Below are 13,864 nucleotides of genomic sequence, written 5' to 3' on the forward strand. Positions count from 1 at the left end.
TCCGCACAACGCCGAAGGGGCGCCTCCCCGTAGGAGGCGCCCCTTGACGTCCGAGCCGGGAGTCGGCCGGGGTCAGTGCCCCGTCGACGTGGACCCGGTGGACGAGCCCGATCGGCCCCAGGCCTCGAGCCCGAAGGTCTCGTGCTCGGCAGAGCCCGGGATATCCGTCTGCACCTGAGCGGTGGGCTTCGGCGCGGGCGCCGCGTCCTCGGCCGACGGAGCCGTGGGCTCCTGCTGGGCCCGCGGAGCGGCGGGCGGCTGGGCCTCGGCGGGCTCCGGTCGCAGCTCGGTGCCCCACGGCTGGTGCTTGCCTACCGGTGCGGGGACGACCGGCTGCGCGCCGGTCTTTGGCGCCGCCTTCTCGTCCGAGTTCGCGTAATAGGATTTGCCATAGTATCCGTAATAGCCGGCGTCCGCGCCGGTGGTGGGCACCCGGTTGAGCACCACACCGAGGACGTTGCCGCGGACCTGGCGCAGGTTCTCCAAGGCCTTGGCCAGCTCGTCCGTGGTGGTTCTCTGCGCGGTGGCCACGATGAGCGCGCCGTCGGCCGAGGCCGTGAGCAGCGCCGCGTCGGTGACCGGCAGCAGCGGGGGAGCGTCCACCAGCACCAAGGCGTCCTCGGCCAAAGTCTCGAGCATGTTGTGCATGGCCTTCGAGGACAGCAGCTCCGTGGGGTTCGGCGCGGTCTTCCCGGCACCGAGCACCTGCAGGTTCGGGAACGTGTCGTAGGTCTGGAGGACCTCCTCCACCTGCACCTGTCCGGTCAGCACATCGGTGACGCCCACGCCGGCCACGAGGCCGAAGAGATCGGTCATCACTGGGCGACGGAGATCGCCGTCCACGACGACGACGTTGCGCCCCGTCGAGGCGATGGCCACCGCCAGGTTCGCGGTGATCGAGGACTTGCCCTCACCCGGCAGGGACGAGGTGACGACGATCATCTTCGGCGGGTTGTCCACGGAGACGAAGCTGAGGTTGGTGCGCAGCTCGCGCAGGGCCTCGGCGAACTCGTGGTGGCCGCGTCCGGCGGAGATGCCGGTCTCGACGATCGCGCGGTGGTCGGACAGCCGGTCGTCCGTGGGGATGACACCGAGCACGGAGACGCCGAAGCCGTCCCTGATCTCCTCGACCGACTTGATGCGGCGGTCCATCTTGTACCGGGCGAAGGCGTAGAGCAGACCCAGGCCGAGACCGCCCACGAAGCCGAGGGCCAGGTTGAGCTTGAGGTTCGGGGAAGAGGGCGCCAGGGGCAGGGAGGCGTTGCTCAGCGGCTGGACGGCCACGCGGTTGATCGCGTCCTCGTCGCCCTGGCTCTCGAGCTCCTGGACCTGACCGGCGAGCGCCACGACCCAGGCGTTGGCCAGGTCGGCCGCCTCCGTCGGGTCCTCGGCGTCCGCGGTGATGCGCAGCTCCGGGGTGTCCACGGGGACGTCCGTAGTGATGCGCGGCAGTACCTCTTCCGGCGTGGCGTCCAGATCGAGCTCGTCGATCACCGACTCGGCAACCGGCCGGGACGTGGCCAGCGACTCGTAGGAGACAGCCTTGGACTGCGCCAGGTTGTTGCCGGCCAGCGCGCTGGCCAGGTCCTGCTCTCCGGTGGCGACGACCAATCCGGACGCGGTGGCCGAGTAAATTTTCGGCTGGATCAGCGTCCAGCCGAGCGCCAGCAGGGTGCACAGCAGGGTGATCAGCGTGATGGCCCGCCAGTGCGTGCGCACGAGCCGGAGGAGATCCCGTGCATCGAGAGCGGGGGCTTCCCGCTCTGCGTCAAGGTGCTCCATGGTTCTCCTCGGGATCGGCTCGGGGGTGGGGGGATGTATGGAGGTCACTCGCGGATGCCGTCCTGGTGCTCTCTGAACCACTCGACCGTGGACCGCAGGCCCTCCTGCAGGGGGATGCGGGCGGTCCAGCCGGCGTCGGCGAGCTTGGTGACGTCCATGAGCTTGCGGGGAGTGCCGTCGGGCTTGGTGGTGTCCCACTCGATGCGGCCCTGATAGCCCACGGCCTCGGCGACGAGTCCGGCGAGGTCCTTGATGGTGACGTCGGTGCCGGTGCCCACGTTGACGTGTTCGGGGCCGTCGTAGTGCTCAAGCAGGTGCAGGCAGGCCTCTGCCATGTCGTCGACGTGCAGGAACTCCCGCAGCGGCGACCCGGTGCCCCAGTTCGTCACCGACTCCGCCCCGGAGATCCGGGCCTCCTCGTAGCGGCGGATCATGGCCGGCAGCACGTGGGAGCCGGTGGGGGAGAAGTTGTCCCCGGGCCCGTAGAGGTTGGTGGGCATCGCCGAGATCCAGGGCAGCCCGTACTGGCGGCGCACGGCCTGGATCTGCAGGATGCCGGCGATCTTGGCGATCGCGTAGGCGTCGTTGGTGGGCTCCAGGTGCCCGGTAAGCAGGTACTCCTCCTTCAGCGGTTGCGGAGCCAGCTTCGGGTAGATGCAGGAGGACCCCAGGAACAGGACCCGCTCCACCCCGTGCTCCAGCGCCGCGTCGAGGACGTTGACCTGGATCCGCAGGTTCTCGCTCAGGAAGTCCACCGGGTAGGTGTTGTTGGCCAGGATCCCGCCGACCTTTGCCGCGGCCAGCACCACGTACCGGGGCTTGGCCTCGGCGAAGAACTCGAACACCGCGTCCCGGTCCTTCAGGTCCAGCTCGGCGGAGGTGGCCCCGATGAGGTCGGTGAAGCCCTCGGACTGGAGCCGGCGCCAGATGGCGGAGCCGACCAGGCCGCGGTGACCGGCTACGTAGAACGGAGCGGTGCGATCGAGCGGGCCCGGGATAAACGACGTCGTCGCGTCGGCGGTCTTCTCGGTGGTGTCTGCTGTCATGGTGGGGTCCTCCGTCACTTGGCCCAGGAGGCGAGATCGACGGTGTCGATCCAGGCGTCGTTCTCGAGCAGGGCGATGTCGGCGTCGACCATGAGGCGGGCCAGCTCGGGGGCCTTGACGGTGGCTTCCCAGCCGAGCTTGTCCTTGGCCTTGGCGGGGTCGCCGATGAGAGCGTCGACCTCGGTGGGGCGCAGGTAGCGCTCGTCGAACTCGACGTGCTCGCGCCAGTCGAGGCCGGCGTGGTCGAAGGAGATCTCCAGGAACTCCCGCACCGTGGTCGGGTGGCCGGTGGCGAGCACGAAGTCCTCGGGCTCGTCGGCCTGGAGCATCCGCCACATGCCTTCGACGTACTCGGCGGCGTAGCCCCAGTCGCGGATGGCTTGGAGGTTGCCCATGTAGAGCTTCTCCTGCTGCCCGGCCTTGATCGCGGCCACGGCCCGGGTGATCTTGCGGGTCACGAAGGTCTCGCCGCGGCGGGGGGACTCGTGGTTGAAGAGGATCCCGTTGACGGCGTACATGTCGTAGGCCTCGCGGTAGTTCTTGGTGATCCAGTAGGAGTAGATCTTCGCCGCCCCGTAGGGGGAGCGGGGGTAGAACGGGGTGTCCTCGTGCTGCGGGGGCGGGGTGGCGCCGTAGAGCTCACTGGTGGAGGCCTGGTAGTAGCGGGCGTCCACGTTGGCCAGGCGCATCGCCTCGAGCAGGCGCACGGTACCGAGGCCGGTGGTGTCCCCGGTGTGCTCGGGTTCTTCGAAGGAGACCTTCACGTGGGACTGGGCGGCGAGGTTGTAGACCTCGTCGGGGCGGATCTGGGCCATCAGCGTGACCAGCCGGGAGCCGTCGGAGAGGTCGCCGTAGTGCAGGAACAGCTTGGCGTCGGCCTCGTGCGGGTCCGAATACAAGTGGTCGATGCGGTGGGTGTTGAACGTCGAGGCGCGGCGGATCAGGCCGTGGACCTCGTAGCCCTTGGCGAGCAGCAGCTCCGCCAGGTAGGAGCCGTCCTGACCGGTGATCCCGGTGATGAAAGCCTTCTTGGGGGTGGCGTGCATGATCGTCCTTCGGGGGGAGAGGGCGTGGGCCGTTGAGGGGACAGCTTTATGCTAGTGAATGAACGGGCAAAGCCGGTGATCAGAGCCGGACATGTTGCGTCAAAGATCGGAGCACCTCGTCCCACCGGCGCATCGCGGCGTCGGCAGAGAGGTGTTCCGCGGCGTACGCCGGGCCGTTGCCGCTGAGAGCCGCCGCGGCCACGCGGTCGGTGCCGAGTTCCTCGGCCGCGCGGAGCAGTCCGGCGGGATCTCCCGACGGAATGACCCGGCCGGCCCCCGACGACTCCACCTCGCCGGCCGAGGAGCTCTCGTCGTCCACCGCAGCCAGGACAGGCCGACCCGTGACGAAGTAGGACGTCAGCTTGCTGGGCACGCACATCTCCCGGAGAGCAGGCTTCTCGTTGACGAGCAGGACGTCTGCGGCGGACAGCGTCGCCGTGTACTCGTCGTCGGGCAGGGGGTCGACGAACTGCAGTCGCTCGATTCCTGTGGCCAGTTCCTTCAGCCGGTCCAACTGGTTGCCGGCGCCGAGCAGGACGAACCGGACGCGAGACCCAGTCCGATCCGCTAACCGGGCGGCGTCCACCACGTTCTCGAGGTACTGCTTCACTCCCATGTTGCCGGCGTGGAGAACCACAACATCGTCCTCCGTCCAGCCCCGGCGGGCGCGGACGGCGGCGACGTCGATGTGCTTCTGGGGGGCGATGTGAGACCAGTTCCGATGGATCAAGGCGCGGTCCGAGGGGACGCTGAGTTCATCGACGGCGTGCCGGCGGAACCGGTCGTGGATGACGATCGTCCGATCCATGGCGCGCAGGATCGCGCTCTCGGCCCGTCGCATCAGCGGGGCCAGTCCAGCGGCCGAGGTGTGCACTTCCTCGAGCCCGCGAGAATAGAGATCCTGCACCCAGATCGCCGTTCCGGCCCGAGAGCGCGAAAGCCTGGCCCGCAAGGCACCCACTGCGGAGGAGAACAGCCCGGGCGAGACGAACAGGACCACGTCGGGATCACCCCAGTCGGCCAGCGCCGACCGGAGACCGAAGTGCAGCTCCATCAGCATGCGATTGATGAGGCGTGGCTCGCGGGGGACGTAGTGGCGTAATCGCAGCACCTGGACGCCATCGTGATCTTCCATGAGTCTGCGGCCTTCGTAGCCGTCATACACCTGCCACTGGGGGTAACTGGGATATCCAGTGATGACCTTGACCTGCCATCCGAGGGCGGTCATGCCCTGGGCAAGAGCCGCTGCGTACGGGGCGATGCCACTGGACTCGGGAGCGTAGTTGATGCCGATGATCGTCAAACGAGGGGGCATGGAGATGCTTTCGTCACACTGGGAGCAACGCCGACGGGGATCAGCGGCCCACCGGAGGGGATGGGGTATAAATCAGACGATACATGTGAGCGCATTCAGCTCCGGGACGACGCCCCACGTCGGCCCGTGGTTCAGCTCACATGACCTCCCCGCCCCCCCACACGCAGAGGTATTCATGGCCACCGCCGCTGAGCGCAGCCCTGCCGACTCCGACGTTCCTGTCATCGACCTCTCCCAGGCGCCCGGCGAAGGCGAAGCCTGGAACAGGCCGAAGTGGATGATCTACCTTTGGTCAGCCACCGAGCTTGTCCTCGTCACCAACCCGTGGCAGATCAGTTCCGGCCTCCGCACCAAGGCACTGAGGGCTTTCGGTGCGAAGATCGGCGACGGCGTCATCATCCGGCCTCGGACCCGCATCAAGTTCCCTTGGAACCTGGAGATCGGCGACCGCTCCTGGATCGGGGAGGGCGTGTGGATCCACAACCAGGACCAGGTCACCATCGGTCATGACGCAGTCGTGTCGCAGGAGACCTTCATCACCACGGGTAGCCACGCGCACCGCAAAGACATGGGTCTCATCACCCGGCCGATAACGATCGACGACGGCGCCTGGATCACCTCGCGCTGCGTGGTCACCGGGGGAGTGACGGTTGGACGCTCGGCGCTGGTGCAGCCGCTGACCTTGGTGAACCGGGACGTGAAATCTAACGCCGTGATCGGCCCCCCGCGGGCAGAGGCCAAGGGGCTCCGATTCGCTGGCCGACCCGAGGAGGCCCAGTCGTGAAAATTCTCCAGGTCGTCGCCTACATCAGCCCGGACGGCGCCTACGGGGGACCAGTCCGCGTAGCTATCAACCAGGCGAAGGCGTTGACCAAGCTCGGACACGAGGTGGTACTCGCCGCCGCCGCCGGAGGCTTCGAGGGCCCGTTGCCGGAGGAGTTCGACGGGTTTCCTGTACGGCTATTCGCCGCACGTCGCGTACTACCTCGAGCTGGCTTTGCAGGGATAAGTTCACCCGGTCTCATTGCCTGGCTGGCGCAGGTAGTTCGAGATGCGGACGTGGTTCACGTTCATTTGGCGCGTGACCTCCTGATGCTCCCTGCCGCCGCACTGACATTGCTAGCCAAGAAACCCTTGGTCGTGCAGACACACGGAATGATCGACAGCACCCACAAGGTGTCGGCCAAACCACTTGACTGGCTACTGACTCGACCCGTGCTCCGCCGCGCCAACGCAGTACTCCATCTGACAGAGTCTGAACGCCGCGACCTGCAGGATGTCGCTGGGGAATCGCTCAATCTCATGAGCTTGTCGAATGGAATACCGCTGCCGGACGAAAAGGCGATCGAACAACAAAAAGGCGTGCAGGAGGAGGTGGAGGTTTTGTACCTTGCTCGTCTCCATGCAATCAAGCGGCCGATGCTACTTGCGCACGCAGCCCGGGAACTCGCGGACAAGCACCCGAGGGCAAAGTTTACGCTGGTGGGCCCCGACGAAGGCGAAGCATCAAAAATACAAGAGGCGATAAGGGTTGAGCATGACACCACAGCCAATCTGAGGTGGAGCGGTCCGCTTCCTCCAGCGCAAACCATCGATAGGATGAAGCAAGCATGTATTTATGCGCTTCCCTCGACAGCTGAGTCATTCGGTATGTCAATCGCGGAAGCAATGTCGGTCGGTCTTCCGGTGGTGATTACGGAATCATGCGGGATCGCCCCCATAGTTCGTGAAAAAAAAGCGGGAATTGTATGTGACCAATCCCAAAATAGCTTCACGCAGGCGATTGATCGTCTGCTGGGAGACGCCGAGCTGCGGATCACCATGGGAGCCAACGCCCGAGAGGCTGTCCAAGATATGCGTTCGACACAGGATGTGGCGATCGAACTGGTTGCCATCTATACCAAAACAGGCGCTACTGATGGAAGTCCCAAATGAGAAAAAAACTGGTGATAGTACAGCCGTACGTGCCCACGTACCGAGTTGCCTTTTTTGAAACTCTGAGCGCACGACTGCGTGACAAGGGAATCGACTGCGTCGTAACAGCCGGGATGCCGAAAGGCGAACAAGCCATGCGGGGCGATGCCGTGCGGCCGGACTGGCTCCATCCCCTTGAACAAAAATCCTTGCACATAAAAGGGCGTTCAGTAGCACTCGGCTACGGCCAGAAGCCATGGCGGAATGCGGATGCAGTAATTCTCGGGCTCGAGGGGTCTTCCTTTCCTGTCTACCAGGCGCTACTCGAGGCTCAAGTCACAGGTCTTCGTGTTGGGTTGTGGGGACATGTGCGTCCCTATGTCAACTCCGGTAACCCTGTCGATCTTTGGCTCGAAAAGCTTCAGCTGAAAGCTTCTGACCATGTATTCGCCTACACTCCCGGCGGTCGCGATTATGCTCTCACCGCCGGCGTTGCGCCCAACAAAGTGACCACGGTCATGAACTCGCTGGACACCTCCTCCCTGGAAACGTCAAAGCAGCGACTGACTCCTGAACTGATCGGAGAAAATGCCCGAAAGTGGGGTATCGATCCCACCCGCACACTTTGTTTTGTGGGCGGCCTGGACGAAAGCAAACGCATAGGTTTCCTCGTTGAAGTGCTGGACCGTCTTTGGCAACGGGACCAGTCCGTCCGCATCTTGGTCGGCGGCGAAGGCCCCCAGAAAGACCTCTTACGACCTGCATTCGAACGTGGCCAGGCCATAAGTCTGGGCTACTTAAACCTTGACGAGAAGGCGTTGGTACTGGCAACATCCCGAGCCCTTGCGATGCCGGGTCGAATAGGATTGGTAGCCGTAGATGCTTTGGTCATGCATCGGCCGGTTCTCACAACAAACTGGCCCTATCATGCTCCCGAGTTTGAATACTTAACAGAAGGCACCAGCAAAATCACCTCAGCTGACGATCCGCAATCCTATGCCGATCTAGTGCTCCGCTTTCTTGACGATGAATGCGCCCTATATGATCACACGGATTGGAATTTTCCTGGCCTTCATCAAATGGTCAAAAATTTTGCCGGAGGTGTGGAAATTCTGTTGACCTCAAAAAGCGTGGCGCGGAGGTCTGCCGCCGGTCTTTTCGCTGATAAGGCCGCTCACTGATGCGTATCACGTCGACGCTAATTGATGCCGACTGGCAGGCGATTCAAGGTCTGTTGCTATTGACAGCTTTGCTCGCGGTTTCCGGGGCAATAATTACTGGTCCGGCGGGATTAATACTGGTTCCCGTCGCGACTATCGGAATGATTTATGCGCTGGGCACTTCCCTCGGCAGGTTGCTGATGCTGTGTTTCGGCACCATGGTCATGTTTGGCGCCAGTCCTTTCGGCGGCACAGTCCGAGCATTGTTTCCGGTATTGCTTGTGGTGGGAATTCCGTTTGCCTGGATGTCCATTCGACGAAGAATGCGCAAGGACCTCGGAGTGATGAAGAACTTCCGTTTTCCGCTGGTTCTTCTCGTGCTCGTGCCAGTCGTCTTCCTATATGTTATGGCATTTTACTCAACCGATGTGTCTTCCTGGATCAGAGATGCAACCACCTTTGTTCTCATACCGATCGGAGTTCTCTACGGCATTGACGCGGGCCTGTCCATAAGACCTGTAGTCCTCCAGATCGCCTTTACTGGTCTGGGCATTCTTGGGGCGGTAGCCTATTTCACGACGTGGCTCATTAACAGACAGCAACTCCCCCCAAGCGCGGCACTTCCACTGCTGAGTTCGTCGATGATTGTCATTCCTATCATATCCATGAGCTTGGCGTTGTACTTCATGTCAGCTTCTCGAGCTAGATTCTTCTGGGCCGCAAGCGCTGTTTTCCAGATGTTCTTGCTAGTTGGTGCGGGCGGTCGATCGGCCCTAATATACTGCGCTTCAATGACACTTTTTTTCCTGATCGTTTCGCTAAAGTCTAGGAAGGGATTCTGGCGAACCTTGGTCTTCTGTGCTGCGGGAGCTATCCTCGCGGTCAGCCTGTTTCGCGTTTATACCCAACTGGTAGGTTCGACCTTTTTGGCCAATCGGTTCGACTGGTTTTTTGATGCATCGCTTGAGGCCGTCGAGAATGACGCTTCCGGTCAGGCACGCATCCGGTCGTACCGGATCATGTGGGAGTCCTTCCTGGAAAAACCATTTTTGGGCAACGGATTCGGATACAGCTATCCACCGGCTGCTCCGACCGACATGGATGTCTATACCCTCGACACTCCACTCGTTTATTTGGCCAAATTCGGGATGTTGGGCGCTGCGGTGATCATACTAGCCATAACGGGCGTAGTCGTCGGGTGTGTGCGCGCATCACGTGGGCGCCTGTGCCGGATGCAGGTTGTTGCTATGTGCGGCGCCGTGGTCATTGCATGGCTGGCGACCCTTCCGTCTGGGGCGCCGACGGAACAGAAGGGCTTCGGGATTGGGTTGGCTGTACTCGTGGCTATGAGCTTGGCCTGGTCCAGGGAATCGGGAATGCGCCGATTCCAGGAACGACGCTGTCAACCTACCGTCCGGCCCTCCGCACTTGCCTGACGAATACACGCGCACATTTTGCAGGGAATTGACACGAGCGTGGGATTCTTATGAGAACTTCGGTATCAGAACACTTAAGCAATAAAATAGGATGGACCATTATATGAAGTGGAATTTGTTTATGACCGGCTCCGAGGTGGTCGATGGATCTGGACGCTCGCGGCCAGAAAGCCACAATACGACAAGAACATCCGGAGACGAGGCCTCAGTTCTCTATGGTGCCATCCAGGCCTGGCGGGGAAAATGCGCATATGTAGTGCCCATCGCAGACGAGTCAGGCAAGTTGTTCGGCAATAACGGTGATGAGCTATTGACGAAAGTTTTTCTGCACATCTTGGATCAAGTGGATATACAGGTTACCGACAGTATCCATGCCGCGGATGTGTTGTTCGTGCCGCCGAGTGGGTCCTTACTGGAAATGTATGCGTTCCCGGACTTGCTGAAAAAGTACACCGCTGGCAACGTGGTCGTGCCGATGGTGATTTTTCCATCATCTGCTTATTTTCCGACCAGAGATCCCGCGTTCATGTTCAGCGATCGACAGGCGAAAACAACCTGGATTCTGAGAGAAAAATACTCGTATGATCATCTCCTTGGAACCTGGGGCGACAAACTGGCGGCAACGGGATGTGAGCTGTTGCTCGACCATGACGTCGTCGCTTCACACGAAGAATTCGTTCGTCAGCTGTTCGGTCCTGTAAAGGAGGGGCGTCCCCTTGTGGGTGCGCGCAAGGATGTCGAGAAGGACTCCGATTCCGGTTCTGCGCGGGGATCATTGCCGCCCAGGCGTGCGAAAAAATCCCGTTCGATGCGTCAGGCCCTTACCAAAGGATTTATCGGGCGCTTTCCCTACGGGAAGATTTACACACTTCTGGTCAGAATAGCCAGGGCCAAGGCGCAACGGAGGGCGGGCATGGATTTAATTTCCCGTTTGCCGGTCGAGGAGCAACAAAGGTTCTCAGCACCCGGGACGACGCATCGGGATGCGAGTTCCAAGCACCAGGCCACGTTCGAACAGTACTGCCGGACGATAGCAACATCTGGGCCGGTTCTCACCGATCGTCTGCACATTGCCCTGCCCGCCGCCATTTTGGGTAAGGAAGTTTTCCTCGTCGAAGGTGGCTACCACAAAGCGCGTGGCGTTATCGAGCGATCACTGGCGGACGCACGGAATATGCACTTGATCGTTCCCGATCCGGCGGAAGGGCGATGAGCACGAGCGCGTCAATGCGAGGCGTGTTGTCACTATCTGTGGGCACAGTGGTGACTCGGGCACTGGCACTGTTCTCTCAGTTGATTCTGGTCATTTGGTTGACGCCGGCCGAGTTCGGGTACTGGGCAGCGGCATCGTCCGCCATGTCCCTCGTGACGGGTCTGATCAATTTTGGAGAAGTCAACGGATATCTAGCGAACTCCGGCGCGGCCTTGAGCCGCACCCGCCGGGCCGTCTTGCGACTGAACGCCCTTCTGGTTGTCGCCGGTCTAATCATCGCATGCGTCTACTTCTATCACGGTGATATGAGGGTCGCAGCTCTTGCACTTCTCATTACCGTTTCCATCCCCGTGCAAGGCGATGCGGATTTGCTCTATGCAGCGGGTGTCCGGGCGCGGCAGTTTGGTCTGCTGATATTAGCCCAGAGCCTTGGTGCCTTGCTAAAATTGGCGGTGGCTGTGGCCATCGCCTTCTGGAGTGAGTCGGCCATCGCCTTAGCCGTATCGGTGTTGGCCTATTACATTGCGGTTGACGTGGCCATTTTATCGCGTTTGCGACGTATGGAGCCGCCGTCGTCCATCCCCGTTTTCGCGCCCAGTCGATCGGAGCGCTTTAGTTGGGCGGTTAATTCGCTCATGATGACGCTGCCATTACAGGCGGCCTACCTGGTCTCGCAATTCTTGGCCGAACCGCAAGTGCTCGGTCTCCTGTACTTGGCCTTTCAGGTCACTCTCGGTATTAGTGGTGTCATCAGTCAACCATTGGCGAGGGTGGCGCTATCAGCATTCGCGTCTCTGCAAGGCGTGTGCCGGGCCGAGACTGCAATGGCGTTCATGCATGTTTTTTCATCCGGAATGCTGATCGTTGTGACAGGGGGCATACTAGTGCTGCCTTGGGTCGAGCCATACATCAATCAAGAGTGGGCCGTTGCAGTCCCTGCCACCCTGGCACTTTTTGTGAGTCTTACACCTCGCATCATCTCGCCCGTCATCGACGGTTTTCAGCAGTCTTCAGGCAGGTGGTGGCAAGCCACATCGTTCAACGCAGTAGATGCCGTGGGCACCGGAGTCGCGGCCTGCACCGCGGTGTTCGGCGACGTCGTCCTGCTAGCGATGAGCATTTCGGTCTGGAAGGTCTCGTTCGGTGTGGGCCGGTTTGTTGTGGTGATGCGAGAGATCGATTTCTGGCCGCGGATGCTTTTTGCGGGCGTGCTACTCCTGACTTCCGCGCTCGGATACGTTTCCGTCGTCAGTGGCGACTTGATCAGGGTGGTCCTGTGTTTGATACTTGTGGTACTTGGAACTGGGTGGTTTTTTCTCGCTCTAAGAAGGACCAAGACGCAGCCCATCGCCCAGAAAGAGGTGGCGTGATGATTATCGATCCTGCGATGGAACCGTCACCGGCGGCTGCGGCGAAACATCGTCTTCTGGTTTTGTCACCCTGGGGCGTGGCCGGAGGCTACAGTGGCCCCCTGGTCCTCCAGGATCGTCTGATGACAGCACTCATAGACACGAACGCGTTTGAGACTACCGTGCTCTACCGGGAGCGGGGGCTTGCGCCCGTTCCGGACTGGATCACAGAACCGGTGGCTGTTGTGTCGTCCCCGCCCCACAGCTTTCCGAAGAAGGAGCAGATTACCTGGCTTCTGCGGACGAGCTGTTACGTCCTGGGGAACCGGCGACGGTTCGACGCCGTGTTCCTGCAGGGGGCATACCTCCTGACCTGCCTGCCGGCGCTGTTCGTCGGCAAGGGGACCAAAATCATCGCTTTGCCAGTGGTTGACGGGGGGGACCTGCCCAAGGAGGGTTCCACGGCGAAGAGCTTTCTGAAACGGCAACTGCAGAGGCGCCTGTTCGGTCGACCGACGCTCGGCATCAGCTTGTCGAGCGGTATCAGGAATGACTTCATGGGTCTGGGAGTACCCCAAGGCGCCGCGCCCTTGGCGTACAACCTAGTGGACACCGAGCAGTACCGTCCTGTTCCCGGGACACGACTAGTTCGGGCGGACGTCTTCCGGATGCTCTTCGTCGGTGCCGTCGGCCGGAGGAAGCAACCGCACATCTTGATCCAGGCCTGTGCCGAGTTGCGGGACGCCGGCTTGGACGCCAGAGCTACCCTGGTAGGCCCGTTTGAGGACTCCGCTTACGAGGAGGAACTCAAGTCGCTAGTGGGCCGCCTGCATTTGGATGCCGTCGTCAGCTTCGTCGGTCTGTCCGAATATCCTTTGGAGTACTTTCAGAATGCTTCTGTCTTCGTCCTGCCCTCCCGCAGCGAGGGCATGCCGGGAGCTATGTCCGAGGCAATGGCCTGCGGATTGCCCGTCGTCGTATCGGACGTAGGCGCCATGCGGGAGGTGGTGGTGGCATCGGAATGCGGGATCGTGGTGCCGGACTTCCAAGTTGGTTCCTGGACGGAGGCGCTGAAGTGTCTGCATCACTCACAGTCTCGTAGGCGGGAGATGTCGGTGAATGGCCGGAGATTCGCTGAAAAACATATGGCGCCGGATGCACTGGCGACTACGATTCGTCAGTTTGTTGAGCAATAGTGCACACATCGAGTATATTGCGGAATAGTTCCGCATTCGGGTAAACGGGTTTATAACCAGCGCCAGCGGCTAATCGGGCGGGGCTGCCGCACCGATAGCTGACAGGTGGGGTCTCATGCCGCAAGGGTCACGGCGGAGTCCATCATGGTCTCGTACCCGATGGGGGTCAACCGCCCCAGACAAGCCTGCCGCCGGCGTCGGTGGTAGGTCCGCTCGGTCCAGGTGACGATGGCGATCCGCAACTCGTCCCGGGTCGCCCAGGACCTCCGGTCGAGGACGTTCTTCTGTAGCAGGGCGAAGAAGCTCTCCATGGCGGCGTTATCCCCGGTTGCTCCGATCCGGCCCATCGAGCGGACCAGCCCGTGGCGGTTCAGGGCTTGGCCGAATTTCCGTGAACGAAATTGGGC

Annotated in this window: 11 protein-coding genes and 1 pseudogene; 7 read left to right on the forward strand and 5 right to left on the reverse strand. The window is 61.7% G+C overall.

The genetic code is table 11. The annotated features are described in order from the left end of the window. Positions 1-72: 72 nt before the first annotated feature. From ACZ2G1_RS17870 to ACZ2G1_RS17885, 4 genes are all read right to left on the reverse strand, one after another. Complete coding sequence (locus tag ACZ2G1_RS17870; RefSeq protein ID WP_470377251.1) at positions 73-1,782, reverse strand: tyrosine-protein kinase domain-containing protein; 1,710 nt, start codon at positions 1,780-1,782, stop codon at positions 73-75. Between the two features lie 44 nt (positions 1,783-1,826). Next, positions 1,827-2,828 (reverse strand): GDP-L-fucose synthase family protein, encoded by a 1,002-nt coding sequence (locus ACZ2G1_RS17875; protein WP_470377252.1) that lies wholly within the window; start codon positions 2,826-2,828, stop codon positions 1,827-1,829. Positions 2,829-2,842: 14 nt separating this feature from the next. After that, positions 2,843-3,874 (reverse strand): GDP-mannose 4,6-dehydratase, encoded by a 1,032-nt coding sequence (gene gmd / locus ACZ2G1_RS17880; RefSeq protein ID WP_470377253.1) that lies wholly within the window; start codon positions 3,872-3,874, stop codon positions 2,843-2,845. A 79-nt stretch (positions 3,875-3,953) separates the two neighbouring features. Next, entirely contained in the window at positions 3,954-5,177 is a 1,224-nt protein-coding gene (locus ACZ2G1_RS17885; protein ID WP_470377254.1) for a glycosyltransferase, read from the reverse strand. A gap of 187 nt (positions 5,178-5,364) precedes the next feature. Here ACZ2G1_RS17885 and ACZ2G1_RS17890 point away from each other — a divergent pair, with 187 nt between their 5' ends. From ACZ2G1_RS17890 to ACZ2G1_RS17920, 7 genes are all read left to right on the forward strand, one after another. Further along, positions 5,365-5,973, forward strand: coding sequence for an LbetaH domain-containing protein (locus ACZ2G1_RS17890; RefSeq protein WP_470377255.1), 609 nt, complete (start codon positions 5,365-5,367; stop codon positions 5,971-5,973). Then, positions 5,970-7,124 carry a glycosyltransferase gene (locus ACZ2G1_RS17895; RefSeq protein ID WP_470377256.1) on the forward strand — a complete coding sequence of 385 codons (1,155 nt, stop codon included), beginning with the start codon at positions 5,970-5,972 and terminating at the stop codon, positions 7,122-7,124. Before ACZ2G1_RS17890 ends, ACZ2G1_RS17895 begins: the two co-directional genes overlap by 4 nt. After that, positions 7,121-8,284: a glycosyltransferase gene (locus ACZ2G1_RS17900; RefSeq protein ID WP_470377257.1), complete on the forward strand. Its 1,164-nt coding sequence runs from the start codon at positions 7,121-7,123 to the stop codon at positions 8,282-8,284. The genes ACZ2G1_RS17895 and ACZ2G1_RS17900 overlap by 4 nt, the downstream gene beginning before the upstream one ends. Then, complete coding sequence (locus ACZ2G1_RS17905; protein WP_470377258.1) at positions 8,284-9,699, forward strand: O-antigen ligase family protein; 1,416 nt, start codon at positions 8,284-8,286, stop codon at positions 9,697-9,699. The genes ACZ2G1_RS17900 and ACZ2G1_RS17905 overlap by 1 nt, the downstream gene beginning before the upstream one ends. 103 nt (positions 9,700-9,802) lie before the next feature. Next, positions 9,803-10,912 carry a hypothetical protein gene (locus ACZ2G1_RS17910; protein ID WP_470377259.1) on the forward strand — a complete coding sequence of 370 codons (1,110 nt, stop codon included), beginning with the start codon at positions 9,803-9,805 and terminating at the stop codon, positions 10,910-10,912. Then, complete coding sequence (locus ACZ2G1_RS17915) at positions 10,909-12,282, forward strand: oligosaccharide flippase family protein (RefSeq protein WP_470377260.1); 1,374 nt, start codon at positions 10,909-10,911, stop codon at positions 12,280-12,282. Before ACZ2G1_RS17910 ends, ACZ2G1_RS17915 begins: the two co-directional genes overlap by 4 nt. Beyond that, positions 12,282-13,457: a glycosyltransferase family 4 protein gene (locus tag ACZ2G1_RS17920; RefSeq protein WP_470377740.1), complete on the forward strand. Its 1,176-nt coding sequence runs from the start codon at positions 12,282-12,284 to the stop codon at positions 13,455-13,457. The genes ACZ2G1_RS17915 and ACZ2G1_RS17920 overlap by 1 nt, the downstream gene beginning before the upstream one ends. A gap of 113 nt (positions 13,458-13,570) precedes the next feature. Here ACZ2G1_RS17920 and ACZ2G1_RS17925 read toward each other — a convergent pair. After that, positions 13,571-13,864: pseudogene (locus ACZ2G1_RS17925) on the reverse strand (integrase core domain-containing protein); the annotation flags it as partial.

This window comes from Kocuria sp. KKT182 (assembly GCF_055635395.1).